Raw genomic sequence first — 19250 nt, forward strand, 5'->3', positions numbered from 1 at the left:
ACCCTTACTGATACGGCAGATAGCTTTAATGTGGATGTGGTTCTGGCGGATCAAACCGGGCCGTTTACCAGCACCTGGGACGGTAAAACCCTGACCAAAGAAGGTCTTGGTTTGCTGCAACTCTCCTCTGTGAATACTTATACCGGCAGCACGCTGATTAATGCCGGTACTCTGCAAACAGGTATCGCGAATGCCTTTGCCACCAGCGGCGATGTCAATATCGCCAGCAATGCTACGTTGGATCTGAATAGCTTTGCTCAACAGGCTAATAATCTGGCGGGTAGTGGTCATATTACATTGGGTTCAGGGGTATTAACGGCAAACAGCAACGCGGATACCATTTTCAACGGTGATATCAGCGGCACCGGCAGTTTGATTAAAGCCGGAGCCAGCCAGTTAACATTAAGTGGACTCAATCTCTATAGCGGTGGTACCACCATCAGCGCCGGTACGTTGAAAGCGACACAAAGTGGTGCGTTGGGCTCCGGTAGCATTACCAATAGCGGTACGCTGGAGTTAAATTTTGCCGCTGATAATTCTCTTAGCAATATTCTCAGCGGCAACGGTAGTCTGGTCAAAACTGGCGTGGGGAATGCCACGCTGTCTGGAGTTGGCTCCTCTCAGGGGGCGATAAACGTTAATCAAGGGGCGTTAACACTGGCGCAAAGCGGCGCTTTTAATGCCAGTAGTTTAACAACCGATACTGATGCCACTATCTCTCTGGGCATTGATTCTGCTCTCAATATTTCCGGAGCACTGACCCAAAATAGCGGTGCGACACTGGATGTCACATTAGGCACCATTAATCCGTTGATTACTGCAGGAAGCGCGGCATTAGACGGAGTATTAAACGTTACCGGATTGGATACCAGCGATATTCCAACTCAGGCCAGCGAACTGGCAACGGCAAGATGGAATATTATTCATACTACCAGCGGTATTATTGGTGATTTTAGCAGTGTGAATTTAAGTGGGGCCAGCAGCTCGGTAGATTATCTGACTCTGGCGGGACGCATTGTTAACGGTGTTGATTATAGCGTAGGTTTTGGGCTGACCTGGCTGGAGGGCTCGGCACAAGGGAATGGTATCTTTACTCTGGCTGAAAGTGATGACAATTTTAATGTTGATGTGGTTCTCGCCGATCGGACGGGGCCTTTCACCAGCGGTTGGGATGGTAAGACATTAACCAAAGAAGGGTTGGGAACGCTACAACTCTCCTCAGTGAACACCTACACCGGAAGTACTTTAATTAATCAGGGAACTTTACTGGCCGGAGTAGCCAATGCTTTTGCTTCCAGTAGTGATGTGAGTATTGCCAGTGATGCTACGTTAAATCTGAATAACCTGGCACAGCAGGCTAATAATTTAAGTGGAACCGGTCACATCATTTTAGGAACGGCAGCATTAACTACCAATAACAATACGGATACCACATTTGGCGGCACGATTGATGGTAACGGTAGCCTGAATAAATTGGGAGCCGGTACGCTAACATTAAGTGGCACAAATAGTTACAGCAATGGTACCACCATTAGTGCCGGTCGATTGAAAGCGACTCAGGGCGATGCGCTGGGTACAGGCGATATCACCAATAATGCAACGCTTGAACTGAATTTTGCCAGCGATAGCGTCCTGGATAATGTACTGAGCGGTACCGGCGATCTGGTGAAATCCGGTGACGGTAAAGCAACGTTGACGGGAGTGGGTTCCTCACAGAATAACGTTGAGATTAATGACGGAACCTTAACGCTGGCACTAGGCGATGTATTCTCTGCCGGCGACCTGAATACGGCAGATGGTGCAATAATCGATATTGCTGAGGATACAACGGTTGAACTAAGCGGCGCTCTGACCCAAAGCAACAGTGCGGCGCTGAATGTTGCATTGGGAAGTAGCACCAGCTCAATAATCACTGCCGATAGTGCAATATTGAGCGGTACGCTAAATATCACCGGTTTTGCTGCGGATGCGCCGGCCAGCGCCAGTGAATTGGCCAATTCACAATACACTATCGTGCATACTTTAAATGGCATCACCGGAGATTTCTCCAGTGTTAATCTGGGTGGTGCAACCAGTGCCGTAGACTATCTGACGTTAGCCGGCAAAGTGGTTAACGGCACAGACTACGATGTTGGCTTGGGTTTAACCTGGCTGGCGGGAAATACGCCGGGCAATGGCACTTTTACGCTAACCAATCTAACTGACAATTTTAATGTTGATGTCGTATTGGCGGATCAGACCGGTACTTTTGTCAGTGGCTGGGATGGAAAAAGCCTGACTAAAGAGGGGCTGGGGCTTCTGCAACTCTCTTCGGTAAATACCTATACTGGCAGCACGCTGATTAATGCAGGAACGTTACGGGCAGGCATTGCTAATGCCTTTACTTCCAGCAGTAATGTGAATATTGCCAGTGATGCCACCTTAGATTTAAACAATCTGGCACAGCAGACTAACGACCTGAGTGGAACGGGGCATATTACGCTGGGAAGTGGTGTTCTGACTGCCAATAATCTGAACAATACCAGCTTCGGCGGCGATATTAGTGGAAGCGGCAGTCTGATTAAAACCGGAACAGGGATACTCACCCTGAGCGGCTTGAGTAATTATAGCGGTGGCACAGTCATTAATGCCGGAACATTAAAAGCGACTCAAGGCGGCGTTGCCGGGAGTGGTAGCATCGCTAACAATAGCATTTTTGAGTTGAATTTTGTTGGCAACAGTACGCTGGAAAATGTTCTGACAGGCAATGGTAATCTGATAAAAACCGGTGCAGGGAATGCCACATTAACCGGAACCGGTTCAGTTCAGGGAGCTATCAATGTAAATAGCGGAACCCTGACACTGGCTCAGGGTGACACCTTTACCGCGAGTAGCCTGAATACGGCAACCGGAGCTACCACGGCGATCGCCAGTGATACCCAACTTAATATCGGTGGTGCCTTAGTCCAAAGCGATGGTGCAATTTTGAATGTCGCTTTGGGCAGTACACAACCTATCATTACGGCAAATACAGCAACACTGGATGGAGCACTGAATATCAGTGGTTTTACTACCGGTGCACCTGACAGTGCCAGTGAGTTAACCAGTACAGCGTTCACCATCGTTCACACTACCGGTGGAATTACCGGCGACTTCAGTAGCCTCAGTTTGGGCGGCGCAACCAGTAGCGTGGATTATCTGACGTTGACGGGTAAGGTGGTTAACGGTCTTGATTATAATGTGGGTTTTGGCCTGACCTGGGAAGCGGGTAGTGCATTAGGGAATGGTACCTTTACCCTGACCAATACATCAGACAACTTTAATGCGGATGTAGTACTGGCAGATCAAAGCGGTATCTTCGCCAGCGGCTGGGATGGTAAGAGCCTGACCAAAGAAGGATTGGGTACCCTGCAACTCTCTTCAGCCAATACTTATACCGGTAGCACCCGAATTAATAACGGTACTTTGCAAACGGGGATCGCCGACGCTTTTACCTTCAGTAGTGAGATAGTGGTAGGTAGTAATGCCACGTTGGATTTGAACGATTTTAATCAGCAGGCTAATAACCTGAGCGGTAGCGGCAGCATTCTGCTGGGCAGTGCCGAATTGACGGCCAACAATAGTTTAGATACTACACTCAGCGGTGTTATTGATGGTTCCGGTAGCCTGATGAAAGAGGGTACCGGTACGCTGACATTAAGCGGTATCAATACTTATCAGGGTGGCACGACCATCAGCAGAGGAACGCTGGTGATTAATCAGGGTGGTGCGTTAGGTTCGGGTAGCGTCAATAATGGCGATATTCTGGAGTTGGATTTCAGTGGTAGCAGCACATTAAGTAACTTACTCAGCGGTAGTGGTTATCTGGTGAAAACCGGTTCCGGTATTGCCATATTAGACAGCCTTGGTTCAACTCAGGGCAATGTTGCTGTTAATCAAGGCACTTTGGTTTTTGCTCAAAACGGTATATTCAATGCCGATCTGTTGACAACCGCTGATGGGGCAACAACCTCTCTGGCGGGAGAGTCGATTCTGAATCTGAGCGGTGCGCTAATCCAAAACACCAGTTCAGTGCTAAATGTTGCTGTAGGGAGTGGTCAAACAGCTATTAATGCAGATACCGCTTCATTAGGGGGATCGCTTTATGTCACGGGATTCAACGCCAGTGAGCCAACCAGCGCCAGTGCATTAGCTGACTCTGAATTCACCGTTATTCATACCGTCAATGGTATCACTAATGATTTCTCAACAGTGAATTTGGGTGATGCTGCCAGTAGTGTGGACTACCTGACATTGGCTGGTCGAATAGTCAATAATTCTGACTACAACGTTGGTTTTGGTCTGACCTGGCAGGCGGGGGATGCGCTGGGCAACGGTACTTTCACTTTAGCCAATGCCGGTGACCTGTTTAATGTGGATGTGGTTCTGGCGGATCAAACCGGCACCTTTACCAGCGGCTGGGACGGTAAAACCCTGACCAAACAGGGGTTGGGAACCTTGCAACTTTCTTCGGTGAATACCTACACCGGCAGCACCCTGATTAATGGCGGTACGCTGCAAACGGGTATTGCCAATGCCTTTGCCACCAGCAGCGATATCACCGTGGCGAGTGGTGCCACGCTGGATCTGAATGGCTTTGACCAGCAGGCGAATAACCTGAGTGGTAGCGGCAGCATTCTGTTAGGGAGTGCCGGTTTAACCGCGAATAACAATACCAATACCGGCTTTAGCGGTGCGATTAGCGGCGCGGGTAGCCTGAGCAAAACCGGCACCGGTACGCTGACCTTAAGTGGAGTGAACAGCTATCAGGGTGGCAGCACCCTCAGCGCAGGTACGCTGGTGGCGACTCAGGGCAGTGCTCTGGGAAGCGGTGCCGTTGATAATGGAGCAACGCTGGAGCTGAATTTCGCCGGTGACAGTACATTAGCTAATGTGCTGAGCGGCAGCGGAGCGCTGACCAAAACCGGAGCCGGTGTTGCCACACTGAGTGGTTCTGGCTCGACGCAGGGAGTGATTAACGTCAATCAGGGCACGCTGAACTTTGCCCAGAGCGGTGTGTTTAATGGCAGTAGCCTGACTACGGCAGATGCAGCCATCACGTCGGTGGCTGCTGATTCATCACTTAACCTGACCGGTGGTTTAACACAAAACTCAACGGCTGTATTGAATGTGGCGGTGGGTAGCGTTCAGCCAGTGATCACGGCAGATACCGCCACGTTAGACGGTACACTGAATATTACCGGCTTTACCACCGGCGCACCAACCAGCGCCAGTGCCTTAACCAATACTGAATTTAAGGTAATACATACCACCGGTGGTATCACGGGTGATTTTTCAACCGTCAACCTGAGCGGCGCCACCAGCAATGTGGATTACCTGATTCTGGCTGGGAAAGTCGTGAATGGTCTGGATTACAACGTAGGTTTTGGTCTGACCTGGCAGGCGGGGGATGCGCTGGGCAACGGTACTTTCACTTTAGCCAATGCCGGTGACCTGTTTAATGTGGATGTGGTACTGGCGGATCAAACCGGCACCTTTACCAGCGGCTGGGACGGTAAAACCCTGACCAAACAGGGGTTGGGAACCTTACAACTCTCTTCGGTGAATACCTACACCGGCAGTACCCTGATTAATGGCGGTACGCTGCAAACGGGTATTGCCAATGCCTTTGCCACCAGCAGCGATATCACCGTGGCGAGTGGTGCCACGCTGGATCTGAATGGCTTTGACCAGCAGGCGAATAACCTGAGTGGTAGCGGCAGCATTCTGTTAGGGAGTGCCGGGTTAACCGCGAATAACAGTACCAATACCACCTTTAGCGGTGCGATTAGCGGCGCGGGTAGCCTGAGCAAAACCGGCACCGGTACGCTGACCTTAAGTGGAGTGAACAGCTATCAGGGTGGCAGCACCCTCAGCGCAGGTACGCTGGTGGCGACTCAGGGCAGTGCTCTGGGAAGCGGTGCCGTTGATAATGGTGCAACGCTGGAGCTGAACTTCGCCGGTGACAGTACATTAGCTAATGTGCTGAGCGGCAGCGGAGCGCTGACCAAAACCGGAGCCGGTGTTGCCACACTGAGTGGTTCTGGCTCGACGCAGGGAGTGATTAACGTCAATCAGGGCACGCTGAACTTTGCCCAGAGCGGTGTGTTTAATGGCAGTAGCCTGACTACGGCAGATGCAGCCATCACGTCGGTGGCTGCTGATTCATCACTTAACCTGACCGGTGGTTTAACACAAAACTCAACGGCTGCGTTGAATGTGGCGGTGGGCAGTGTTCAGCCAGTGATCACGGCAGATACCGCCACGTTAGACGGCACACTGAATATTACCGGCTTTACCACCGGCGCACCAACCAGCGCCAGCGCCTTAACCAATACTGAATTTAATGTCATACATACCACTGGTGGTATCACGGGTGATTTTGCGACCGTCAACCTGAGCGGCGCCGCCAGCAATGTGGATTACCTGATTCTGGCTGGTCGGGTGGTGAATAATATTGACTACAACGTAGGTTTTGGTCTGACCTGGCAGGCGGGGGATGCGCTGGGCAACGGTACTTTCACTTTAGCCAATGCCGGTGACCTGTTTAATGTGGATGTGGTTCTGGCGGATCAAACCGGCACCTTTACCAGCGGCTGGAACGGTAAAACCCTGACCAAACAGGGGGTGGGAACCTTACAACTTTCTTCGGTGAATACCTACACCGGCAGCACCCTGATTAATGGCGGTACGCTGCAAACGGGCATTGCCAATGCCTTTGCCACCAGCAGCGATATCACCGTGGCGAGTGGTGCCACGCTGGATCTGAATGGCTTTGACCAGCAGGCGAATAACCTGAGTGGAACAGGCCATATCAGCCTGGGCAGCGCAACTTTGACCGCCAACAATACCGGCAATACCGCCTTTAGCGGTGATGTTAACGGTACCGGCAGTTTGATTAAAACTGGTACCGGGGTATTGACCCTGAGCGGATTAAATACCTATAGCGGCGGCAGTACTATTAGTGCCGGAACATTGAAAGCCACTCAGGGCGGTATATTGGGTAGTGGCATGGTCACCAATAATGGCATCTTATTGCTCGACTTTTTAGCCAACAGTACGCTGGTTAATAGCCTGGCAGGCAGCGGAACCTTGATTAAAGTTGGTAGTGGTAATGCCACATTAAATGGTGCCGGTTCTTCTCAGGGGCTCGTTAATGTAGATGGTGGAACGCTAACGTTGGCACAAGGTGATACTTTCGTTGCCAGCAGCCTGAATACAGCAAGCGGAGCGACCACGGCAATAACTAATGATACCCGGGTTAATATTAGCGGCGGATTAATCCAAAGTAATGGTGCGACCCTTAATGTCGCGCTGGGAACAACACCACCAACCATTACGGCAAATACCGCGGCGCTGGATGGTGCATTGAATATCAGTGGTTTTACCACCAATGCTCCGACTAACGCCAGTGAGTTGATAAATACACAATTTACTATTATCCATACTACCGGTGGCATCACTGGTGATTTCAGCAGCGTTAGCCTGGGGGGCGCTACCAATAGTGCAGATTATCTGCAACTGACAAGTCATGTGGTCAATGGTTTGGATTATAACATTGGTTTTGGCCTGACCTGGGAGGCGGGTGATGCATCAGGTAATGGTACCTTTACGCTAACCAATGCTTCAGACAGCTTTAATGTGGATGTGGCACTGGCAGATCAAACCGGCACCTTTACCAGCGGTTGGGATGGTCACAGCCTGACTAAAGAAGGGCTGGGCACACTACAACTCTCCTCAGTGAATACTTACACCGGCAGCACCCTGATTAATAACGGTACCTTACAAACGGGAATTGCCAATACTTTTGCCACCAGCAGTGATGTAAATATTGGTGGTAGCGGAACTCTGGCATTAAATGGTTTTGCTCAACAAGCGAATAATCTGAGTGGAATCGGTCATATAAACCTGGGTAGCGCAGCACTGACCGCCAACAATACTGCCAATTCTACCTTTAGTGGCGATATCAGTGGTGCAGGCAGTGTGATTAAAATCGGTACCGGGGAACTGACACTGAGCGGATTGAGTAACTATAGCGGCGGCAGCACCATTAATACCGGTATTTTGAAAGTAACCCAGGGCGGCACGTTGGGAACCGGAACTGTCAGCAACAATAGCGTATTACAACTGGATTTCGCCGGTGACAGCACGCTGACCAACGTATTAAGCGGTAGCGGCAATCTGCTGAAGTCTGGCGCAGGAAATGCCACATTAAATGGCATGGGTTCTTCTCAGGGAGCCATCAATATCAATGCGGGTACATTAACATTCGCTCAGGGGGATGTCTTTAATGCCAGCAGTCTGACGACCACCAGTGGTAGCACTTTAGCGCTGGCAACCGATGCTTCACTTAATTTGAGTGGAGCATTAACGCAACAAAGCAATGCGACATTAAGCGTGAGATTAGGTTCTGTTGAACCATTGATTACGGCATCAACTGCCACGTTAAGCGGTACCTTAAAAGTAGAGGGTATTGATACCAGCGGTATTCCTGATAAAGCCTCTGAAATACCGAATGGCCTGTTTACCATTATTCATACTACCGGTGGGATTAGCGGTGACTTTGACAGCGTTGATCTGAACGGCGCCAGCAGCTCCGCCGATTATTTAGTGGTTAATGCGGCGAAGAGTCTGAATAATAATGACTATAACGTGGGTTTTGGATTGACCTGGTTGGCAGGTGCAGATTTAGGGAATGGTACTTTTACGCTGGTTAATCAGGATGACACCTTTAATGTTGATATTGCATTACTGAATAGCGTTGCATCAGCAACCGGCTGGGATGGCAAAAGCCTGACCAAAGAGGGGGCTGGTACACTGATTCTGTCTGCGGCAAATCTCTATACCGGTAATACGCAGGTGAATAATGGCCAACTGCGTACTGATATTGCCAATGCTTTTGCTAATAGCTCCAGTGTAGTAATTGGCAATAACGGCACGCTCAATCTGAATAGTTTTGATCAGCAACTTAATAATCTGACAGGTAGCGGCAAGGTTATCTTGGGGAATGCAGTTCTGACGGCTAACAATAATGCTGCCAGTACTTTTGATGGCGTGATAAACGGTTACGGTAGCGTAACTAAAACCGGTAGTGAAGCGCTGACCTTAAGCGGAATGAATTTCTACTCGGGTGGAACAACCATTACTCAGGGGCGATTGATTGGCACTCAGGGCAATGCATTGGGGGTTAATGAAATAGCCAACAATGCTGAACTGGAACTGGCATTTGCCCAAAACAGTATCCTGAATAATCAACTAACAGGAAGCGGTAGCTTAATTAAAAGCGGCGGTGGCATTGCCATACTGACCCATAATAATTCCAGTCAGGGTAACGTTTCTGTTAATCAGGGGGTATTGCACCTGACTCAGGAAGGGGTATTTAACGCAGCTAATTATAATTCAGCAGCGGGCGCCACGACTTCACTGGCAACCAACGCCACGTTGGCCGTCAGTAATCAGTTCAATATTGACGGAGTACTGGATGTGGTTGCACGCGGTAATCCACCGCTAATTACAGCAGGTACTGCTAATATCGGCAGTGCAGCTGTAATTAATGTGGCGGGTTACAGCGCGCCGGAAACCGCCACTGCCAGTCAGTTGGCCAATAGCCTGTTTACTATTATTCAAACATCGGCACCGGGAAACCTGACGGGGCACTTTGCCAGCGGAACTGCAGGCGGAGCCGTGAGCCCGGTTGATTATCTGTCGATAACATCAATTAATGATGGCTATAAGTTTGATGTTGGTCTGGCATTAAGCTGGTATGCCGCTCATACCGGATTGCCGGCCAAAGCCACCGGTAACTTTACCCTCACAGCTCAAAATGAATACTTTGATTTAGATGCTTTACTGATGGATGAAGTGGCCAATGCTGCCAGTGGATGGGATGGAAAATCGCTGACTAAAGCAGGTGCGGGAACGTTGGAGCTGTCAAAAGCCAACCTCTATACCGGTGCAACGTTGATTAATGGTGGCACCTTGTTGGCAGGACATACCGACATTATTGCTCAGAGTTCACAGTTAAATGTTGGTGAGGGTGCCACCTTTGATTTGAATAGCTTTGACCAACACGTAAATAATCTGACCGGCTCAGGTAATGTGGTATTGGGAAATGCACAGTTAATGGCCAATAACAGCCTTGATAGTACATTTAGTGGTGTCATTGATGGCTTTGGTAGCCTGAGTAAAACCGGCAACGGTGCTCTGATACTTACCAATGACAATACCTTTACCGGCAGCACGACGATTAATGAAGGTACCTTACAACTTGGCAATGGTGGCACAACTGGCCGGGTGACCGGAGCCATAATTAATAACGCTCAACTGACCTTTAACCACAGCGATGATTATGCCTACGGTGGAGTTATTAGCGGTAGCGGAATATTGACACAACAAGGGACAGGGCAACTGAGCTTTAATCAAAATCAGACTTATAGCGGTGTCACCAATGTCAATGCCGGTCGTCTGGTTCTGATGAATGATGCTTTGCTGGCCAATACCCCATCCGTTTCTGTAGCAGAGGGCGCCATACTGGGTGGCTATGGCGGCGTTGGTGGTGATGTGACTAACCATGGTCTGTTAGCGGTAGCAGATGCATTACCGGGCATGAGTGATAGCCCGGCCGGTGTATTTACCGTTGGTGGTCAGTTGGTTAACAGTGGTGAATTACGCATGGCCAGTCCATTACCCGCCAGCCAACTGGTCGTGAAAGGCAACTATGTGGGTAATAACGGTTTGCTGACTCTCAGCACGGTCTTGGGTGATGATAACTCTGCCACCGATAAGCTGATAGTTCAGGGGGATACCTCTGGCTCTACCCGAGTGGTAGTGAATAACTCTGGTGGCAATGGAGCTTCTACGGTGAATGGCATCGAGATCATTCGCGTTGGCGGGCAATCAAACGGCCAGTTTACACTGGCGAATCGGGTGGTGGCTGGTGCCTATGAATACAGCCTGAATCAGGGGCTGCCGACTCAGGCTGATGGTAACTGGTATCTGCGCTCGGTCAGTGATGAAGGGGATGATACACCACAGTGGAGACCGGAGAGCGGTGCCTATTTGGGCAATCAGTCAATGGCGGCACTGATGCAGATTCATACGCTGTTTGACCGTCAGGGTGCTCAATATACCCAGAACAATGGTAGCTCATGGGGTCGGATTATCGGCGGGCATACGGAAAGCAACGCGGCTGGTGGTCATGTAGGTATGGAGGGTGACTATACGCTGGTGCAGTTTGGTAGCGATATGGCAACTTACCAGCAGGATACTCAGCGGCTGCAAGTTGGGCTAATGGGCAGTTGGGGAAATGGGGATACTGATGCCACTGGTAACAGCGATTTAAATGGCGTGCATCATTCTGCTACTGGTTCGTTGAATGGCTTCAACCTCGGTGCTTATGCCACCTGGTTTGCTGACGCACAACAGAAGAGCGGAGCCTACGTTGACAGCTGGACACAGTACGGCTGGTACGATAACGATGTTCAGGGCGAAGGTCAGGGTTCTGACAGTTATGATTCCCGCTTGTGGAGCTCATCGCTGGAAGTTGGTTATAGCCTGATGCTGAACCCATAAAATGAGAAACATTTATTACGCCTGACGCCACAGGCTCAGGTTATCTATAGTCGATATACCGCCGATACTTTCACTGACTCCAGTAATACTCGGGTAAGCGGCCAGAATAATGAGACTTACAGCACTCGTCTGGGTGTCCGTCTGTCAGACGATATTCTGGATGATGCCTATGCGGTTCAGCCATACGCCGAGCTTAACTGGTGGCATCATAACCAGAACTCATCGGTAACTCTCGACACGATGCATATTGAAGAGAACGTACCTAAAGATCGCGGTGAGTTGAAACTGGGTATTCAGGGTAACTTTAGTCAAAACTGGCAGGGTTGGATAAACGTTAGCGGCACTGACGATTTTGACCATTATCAGAAGCTGGAAGGCGCGGTTGGCGTGCGTTATGTCTGGTAAATAGCGATAATATTCACCACCAATTAAACAGGCCATATTGCTGAGATGCATTATGGCCTGTTTATTTCTGATTATTTAGTTCAGTTTGAATAATTAAATTGGCTTAAATCAGCGCCGTATCTTCTCAAAATGAGTCGCAAAGTTTTTTGCCGCCTCAATATAAGACTCTTCTTTAATTTTGATGATCTGATTCAGCTTGGTTTGATCCGACTGAAAAGGAACGCTCATAAATTCACTTTCCGTATTGGGTGGGGTGTACATCACCCACATGCCGTTTTTCACATCAACGCTGGCAAAGCGAATACTGTAGCGTAGTAGTTTGGTCTCTTTAGGGATCTCTCCACTGTGGTAAGGCAGCCAGACTACCTGAATGTTATCTTTATCCGGCATACCCAGTTCAAGGGTTCCCCAGTAGACAATGATCTTGTCCTGTCTGGCTTTTGCGGACGCCAGACGTAGGGAGCGGATATAGTTAGGCTGTGGTGCCTCTTCCTGCTCCTCATTTTTTCTGGCAACCGGAGAACGTTGTTTGGATGGTGACAATCCTGAATAGACGGAAACGCTGAAGTAATTCATCATTTCCTGCTGCATTACTGCATCCGGCACAGTGGCACCTGATTGTACTAACACAATTTGTGCCCGACTGGGGATCAGAAAGCTACTCTTGCTGGCTTCTCTTACCGCCTGCTGGATGTCGTGTTCAGTAATCTCGACAAAAGGGTCGATATCTAATACTTCCTGTTCTGTTAGCCCATTTTTTGCGGTTAAACCGGCGGCTCTGGATTTAAAATCCGGATTGGATGAGCAGCCGGAAAGGGCTACAGATAGCAGCAGTAACAGAGGCAGGAAGCGTCCTGAACCAAAATATTTATTTGACCGCATGGTGTTGTCCTTTTATGCGTAAAACTGCAATCGGGCTGATTAACGTTTTTCTTTGAGTAATTGGTGGTACTGACTTAATAAACTGTTTAACCGCTGTTCCAACAGCTGGTTCTTTTCTGGTATCGGCTGTTCAGCTTCAACCAACTGCCTTAGCACTTCTTCAACCGGTTCTTGCTCACTCAACTGACGCTGAATGGCAGTAAGGGAATTCCTTAACTGCGCGTAAGCCGGAGGATTTCGTTGCGATTCTGCCTGATTTAGCTGACGGAGCAGGGCTGCAATTTTTTTTTGCACCTGAATGTAATTATCATTTAGCGAGTTTTGATTGCGCTGGGTGCTGAGAAATTGTTCCCATTGCTGTTTGACCGAGGCAGCCTTTTTGGAGTCTGGCCATAGCTGAACTATCAATGCACTCAGGTTGTCACCGTAATATCGGCTGGCCAGTGGTGACTGACCGGTAAGGGAGGTCAGTTGTTGCTGATAAGCGGTTAAATCGGGCTGTGGGCGATAAAATGGCTCTGTTTGTAACCGATTGGCATATTGAATGATTTCCTGCTGGGGTAACGGTGAGAACAGATGTGTTTCCATCAGACGTGGCGGTTGTTGATTACCATACATAAAGCCGATAAACGCCGCACTGGCAAGTAATACGCCAGCAATAAAACCATGCCATGCTTTGACTCTGGGGGCGGGTGGCGCTGGTGAGAACGGCAAATTAACGGATACCGGTGGTTGAGGAGCCTGATGAATATGAACCGGTGCCTGAGTCTGTTCAGGTTTTTCTACGACTTCAGGCACTGACTTAGTTTCTGGTTCCGGTGTGATTTCGGGAGGTAATATCGCCTGTTGTCGATCCTGTCTGAGTTGCTCCACTGCCCGCTTTTCCAGCGTTTCACGGGTGTTAATGACAAACTTGTACAGCTCAATAACTTTGGACTCTTTTTTTAACTTCCGTGACTGCAATACCTCGGTAATTCGTTTTAGCGGTTGCTCTAACTGGAGTAACAGGGGAATATCCGCCGCTTTAAATTTGTAGTTACGGATATCTTGTCCAATACGGTTATTCAGCCAGTCCAGCATCTCTATGCGAGCGGTTTCGCTTTCAGGCCAGAGCGTATCCCAATAGCGTTCAATCAATTCAGCAATTAGGGTGCAACCGTCGCTAAAGCCGGTCAGACCGGCGATCCGGGTCTCAGCCAAGGTGGCATAACAGGCGGTTTGCAGGTCGATACCATTTTTGCTGAACAATTCTGACGACAGGGTTTTAATCAGCTCAAAATCAACCTCAGAGGCTGCCGGGTTGCTGAGCTTATTTACTTCATTGCGTATTTCTGTAAATTCCAGGTAATTACGCGGGTCGCCCCCGGCATGGAAATCCCTGTGCATAAACGAACCTCCCAAAAGGGCCGGACGCGGAGTCCGGCCATACTGCACTTAATACAAGGTGTCTGGTAAGTTGAACTGGCTAAATAGTCCACCGGCAAACGGATTATCAGATTCATCAATAAACACACGATAGATGATGTAACCGTTATCGATGTCGTAACGCACATCAAACGAGTTATTGCTGACGTTGGTTAACTTGCCGGAGTTAATCATACGCAGCAGCCCCCAGGCACTGGTGTAGCTCAGGGTCTTATTGCTGCGTTCACCACCCACCAGAGTCAGTTTACTTTCTACGTTATCCCGCATGGAGTTCGGCCAAATCAGACGTACCGGAATGCTGCTGGAGTGGCGGTATTCCACTAACTGCCCGTCCAGATTCAGAATGCCGCGACGGCGATTGCCCGACATGTTGATCGGTTGAATAGAGAACTGAATACCTAATCCATTCTGTTTCTTAAAGAAGGTGCGGCGGATCTTCTCAGCGATTTCTAACTGGCGCAGAATATTTGGATGAATCAGCGATTTATCTGACTCATTCATGCTCCATTCATTATCAATAAACACTTTCAGGTTTTGCTGATAGAAGGAGTCCAGTGTTCCGCCGTAGCCAAAGAAGCGTTCAAATTCGCTTAATGGTACATCCAGTTTGGCATTTGGCGAGAATGGATAGCGTTGAGCCAGTCCCTGACGGTATGGGGTGACCACTTTGTCATTCCATTCCACTTCAAGAGAACGAATCGCTTCAATCATGATCACGTTCCACACTTCGGTTGCCAGTTCATTAACCCAGCGGCCAAGGGGTTCCGGCAGAGATTTAGATAACTGTTGCGCTTCGAAAATCGGGTCGCTGTTGTTATTACTTAACCGTAACTGAACCGCCTGCAGGGCTGATTTTCCCGGTGAGGGTGAGTTCTGAATTGCCATCAGATAACGGTGCAAATCGGTTAACTTCAGGCTAACGTTGCCTAAGGCGCTAATTTGATCTTTATCTTCAATGGTAACGCTGTTTTCTTTGGTGAATTGGTGGCTGAGATAGTTAAGTAATTTATAATCTCGCCCTTGTCCGGTAGCGGTGGTATTTAACAGCTTTGAGCCATCACCCAACACGGAATCTTTAGGATTAGTATTCTCCCGCAGTAAATCCATAATGCGTTTGAACACATATTCACCGCTGGTGATCTGTTCCAGTCCGGCAATCGCGTCCGGAATATCGGCAAATTTGCGGATATGAATATTGTTATAGGCATTGTGCCAGGTGGTGATGTAATCGTTCAGATACAGTGACGTGATCTGCTTTTGTATCTCTTCCCGATCGGCTTTGCTGTAGTTTACATCCTGAGTGATATCCAATACCCAGCTGTCCAGCGAGGTATAGTTAATTAATGACTCATCCTGAAGTACGAAGAAGTTGGTCAGTCCCGAGCGCGTTAGCAGCTGTGGAACTTTAAGCAGGGCTTCATTATCCGCAACAAAGATGGAGTCAAAGCTGGCACCCACCTGATTCCGGATGTTTAAATCATTTGGCAGTGCGGTTTTGGCTTGTCCATGTAACCCCTGATACACCCGGCGATAGATAGACAGACGACGTAAATCTACCTGTGCATCTTTGATGCTTTGCTCATAGGGCAGATAACTCTCAATAGCCAGCCGATTCTTATTCATGCGCTCGGCTTTCCAGTCGATATGGTCGAGCGCATATGAAAGATGCTGTTCCAGCTGAATCTGAATATCGTTTTGGCCTTTAAAGGCCGTGCTCCAGCGGTCGATCATGTAGTTCATAACGGCGGTTTTATCCCGGCCGGTTTCATCTTCAATCATGCGCATAATACGCAAAATACGCAGTTTATTGTCGCTGCCTTCTTTCTCTTTCAGTAGCTGTTGCTCAAGACCATTCATAATGGCAGGCAGGAAACGCTGCATAAGCAAATTCAGGTAGGTAGATTCCACATAAGGGCCGATCTTATTGCCCTGATATAGCCCCATATCCGATAACACACTGCGTTTGTTGTAGTCACCATAAGCGAACGTCGCCTGACTAACCGGATTAAGTAAGGGGAGCTGCAAGGCGCCCAGATAATCTTTTTGGTCAGGCAGTTCGATTTCAACATACTGTTTGGCATTGGCGAGAACTTCATCTCCCGCTTTATGGTTGTAAGAGTAGAAGTACTGCCAGCCGGCCAGGAAAATCACCACAATGCCTGCGGCACTGGCACTCCAGCGATACAAGCGTTTACGGGTATCGCTGCGATATTGCTCATTTTTACCCGCCAGTTGAGTCTCTTCAAACAGCAGGTTGTTTAGCAGCTCGTGGGTAAAATAGGGGTGAGAAAGCTGACTTTGCCAACTTGGATAGATCTGCTCCGGCAGGTTGTATTGAGAGGCTGCCGATTTAACAAACAGATCCTCCATTTGGCCTTTTTGCTGTGAAGAGGTGAGGTAAAGCCCTCGCAGCAGGAATTGATTATGTTCGGAAGAGAACAGACCGTGATCGATCAGTTCCTGAACATAATCTTTGATGCCATTAATCTGACGGATAAAGGTAAACAACTGACTACGCTGACTTACGTCAACGTTATTCAGCATCATGCCGGGCATGGCGCTGTTGAGCTGGTGAAGCCACTGTTGCCAGAAGTTATTTAACGTTTTTTTCCAGTCGGACTCATCGGTTGGGAAGGTAATACCTAAGATTTCTTCCCGTTGTTTTTTATCCAATGCCTGATACATAGCGCCAAAGCCATACAGCAGGTCAAACTTGGTTAAGACAATATACACCGGCAGGCTGGTGTGCAGCGTACTGGAAACTTCATTTAAACGCGCCTTTAACGCCGCAATGTAATTTTCTCGTTCTATTTTATTAAAGGTACAGAACTGGTAAAGGTCAACCGTCAGAATAATGCCGCTGAGTGGCTGCACCGGTCTGACTTCAACTAACCATGACAGTACATTCTTCCATAATTTTTCATACAGAGTCGGCAGGGCATGGTCAGTGGGTTGCTCCAGCAATACGCCATCTGCTTCAACGATCACCGCCTGATTGTTTAACCAACAATGTACCAGCTGTTCATTTTCTGGTGCATACAGTTCATTGAGTTTACAACCCTCTTTCAGGAAGGTGGTTTTCCCTGAGCCTCGATTACCCACCACCAGATACCAGGGTAACTTATATTCCGCGTTCTTTACTGCCAGTTGCTTTTGTAAGTTAACCATCCAGCGGTTGAGATAGCGTTGTTGAACGCTCACTTCCATTTCAACCGGATCTTTCACTTCGCGTTTGGTCTGCTTTTGCTGCATACGCAGCCGACGGTTAGATAGCTCCAGATGTAGCATTGCCCAAATCATGGCGCTTAGAATAGTGATTAAGGTAATCAGCCAGCGGCGAACGGATGGGGAAAACGGCTTAGCCCCCAGAATTTCAAAATCATCACCGTAAGTCCACATCCAGAACATTGCCAGCAGCCATATTGCTACCACAATAAAAATGCGTTTGCTTTTAATGGCAGAGCCACCGGGTAACTTCGCAATTTTTGATGCGCCGGGAAGCTTGGGAAGTTTTGGCAGCCGGGGCCTAAATATTGATGGCAACTTCATGATGACTCCTTGTTACCTAAGGTCTCTTTTAATTCGTTACAGCTATCAAAGAACGAGGGTTCCCATTCCTGAGCGGATAACTGAGTTGTCCTGTGGATTAAATTTTCCAGCTGGTGTTTGGCTATTTTGTGACATCCCGCCTGTCTGAGCAGTTGAATGGTGCTGAGCTGGCTATAGGAGAGTGAACGCGGTTCGTCGCTGGCGGCCTGCTCTAAACTGTCCAACGCAGCCTGTAATCCTTCGGTACTAAATAATGCCAGCGCCTGTTCATACTCTTCATTGGCTGCCTGACGGCTCTCTTTTTGGCTAAACCACTTTTGGGTTTTCTCATTCATAAAGGGGGCGCCGTTAGAGAAGCACAGAGACTGGCAGGCAGGAAAACGTGCCAGAAAATACTTCAGCTCGTTGCGAATGATATCCGCAATCTCCGAATGGCCTAACTTGTCAGCGATACGAGCTGACAGATAATGGCCGTCAAACCAGTAAGGGGAGTAGGCGATAGTATTTTCCACTTTGGCCCATAAGGCATAACTGGCCTGACTGAATTCCCGATCGAATTCGCTGATTTTTTCTGCCGGTAATGGTGGAACGGTAGTGACCTGGTTACCTGCCGCCGGAGGAACGGAGGCATTAAACCAGATAGCATGACGCCGCAGCTGAAAACAGAGCGGTGTGCTAAACGATCTTTCCGCTTCAATTTCGGCAATTTTAAGTAGCGTTTTACTCCAGGCGCGTTCAGATGAATCATCCAGATGAACATGAGGCAGTGGTTTTGGTGTAGCCGTTGATTGTGCCTGTGGTGCCGAGGGTAATGCGCTATGGCTGGCCGGTGCCGGACTGGTAGTTTGAGCCGCCGGCAGCTCGGTAATGGATGATTTAGCATAACTGACGATTAGCTTATCCAGCTCTTCACAGAGCGCAGATTCGCTTTGCCATAGCTGTTTAAGGCGAACAAACTCTTTGGTGGATTGTTCTCGTTCTTCTTCAATAGCGGCGGTGCAAAAAGCCTCTTTCGCATTGCTGAAGCGTTGAATAATCATCTGGGCAATGCGTCGCTTATTCTTTTGCGGGGCAGCGATATCCCAATAGGCTTCAACATAGTCAGCCAATAGCGCAATTGCCAATAGAATACTGGCAGGGCGCTCGCTGCGCTGTAGGGTGTTGGCCAAATGAGCCAGCAGACGAAAGTCTTTCGTTTCTTCAGCGAATAAATTGAGTATACGATCCTGAACGTCGGCGATATTGACGGTTTCATGGCTAATGGTGCCCAGCTTTGCCATTTCAGAATCAATATATTCCCAGTCGCTGTTATTTGACGCGATGGCCTGTTCCTGCTGAGCCGGAGGGAGTGGCTTAAGCAGTAAATCGCGCCAGGGATGTTGTGCAATAAATTCCATGGC

General features: G+C 48.8%; 6 protein-coding genes. 2 read left to right on the plus strand and 4 right to left on the minus strand.

Annotated features, from left to right (window positions below; genetic code table 11):
• Positions 1-30 precede the first annotated feature (30 nt).
• Both I2494_RS07530 and I2494_RS07535 read left to right on the plus strand, forming a co-directional pair.
• Entirely contained in the window at positions 31-11589 is an 11559-nt protein-coding gene (locus I2494_RS07530) for an autotransporter-associated beta strand repeat-containing protein (RefSeq protein ID WP_218466448.1), read from the plus strand.
• A gap of 21 nt (positions 11590-11610) precedes the next feature.
• Entirely contained in the window at positions 11611-11994 is a 384-nt protein-coding gene (locus I2494_RS07535) for an autotransporter outer membrane beta-barrel domain-containing protein (RefSeq protein ID WP_218466513.1), read from the plus strand.
• Positions 11995-12102: 108 nt separating this feature from the next.
• Here the strand turns inward: I2494_RS07535 and I2494_RS07540 are convergent, their stop codons facing one another.
• Genes I2494_RS07540 through tssA form a run of 4 tightly spaced genes read right to left on the minus strand, consistent with a single transcriptional unit; the run spans position 12103 to position 19247 of the window.
• Complete coding sequence (locus tag I2494_RS07540; RefSeq protein ID WP_218466449.1) at positions 12103-12876, minus strand: hypothetical protein; 774 nt, start codon at positions 12874-12876, stop codon at positions 12103-12105.
• A 39-nt stretch (positions 12877-12915) separates the two neighbouring features.
• The gene (locus tag I2494_RS07545) at positions 12916-14262 is read right to left on the minus strand and encodes a type VI secretion system ImpA family N-terminal domain-containing protein (RefSeq protein ID WP_218466450.1); all 1347 of its coding nucleotides are present in this window, start codon (positions 14260-14262) and stop codon (positions 12916-12918) included.
• A gap of 48 nt (positions 14263-14310) precedes the next feature.
• Entirely contained in the window at positions 14311-17850 is a 3540-nt protein-coding gene (tssM, locus tag I2494_RS07550) for a type VI secretion system membrane subunit TssM (protein ID WP_218466451.1), read from the minus strand.
• On the minus strand, positions 17847-19247 hold the full coding sequence (tssA, locus tag I2494_RS07555) for a type VI secretion system protein TssA (RefSeq protein WP_218466452.1): 1401 nt from the start codon (positions 19245-19247) through the stop codon (positions 17847-17849). The genes tssM and tssA overlap by 4 nt, the downstream gene beginning before the upstream one ends.
• Positions 19248-19250: the final 3 nt, after the last annotated feature.

It is taken from the genome of Limnobaculum allomyrinae, from assembly GCF_016649425.1.
In the GTDB taxonomy this organism is placed as follows: Bacteria; Pseudomonadota; Gammaproteobacteria; order Enterobacterales; family Enterobacteriaceae; genus Limnobaculum; species Limnobaculum allomyrinae.

What these genes read in the sequence shown, in the direction of transcription:
- I2494_RS07540 (WP_218466449.1), bottom strand. Translation starts at nt 12,876, where the DNA reads ATGCGGTCAAATAAATATTTTGGTTCAGGACGCTTCCTGCCTCTGTTA.
- I2494_RS07545 (WP_218466450.1), bottom strand. Translation starts at nt 14,262, where the DNA reads ATGCACAGGGATTTCCATGCCGGGGGCGACCCGCGTAATTACCTGGAA.
- tssM (WP_218466451.1), bottom strand. Translation starts at nt 17,850, where the DNA reads ATGAAGTTGCCATCAATATTTAGGCCCCGGCTGCCAAAACTTCCCAAG.
- tssA (WP_218466452.1), bottom strand. Translation starts at nt 19,247, where the DNA reads ATGGAATTTATTGCACAACATCCCTGGCGCGATTTACTGCTTAAGCCA.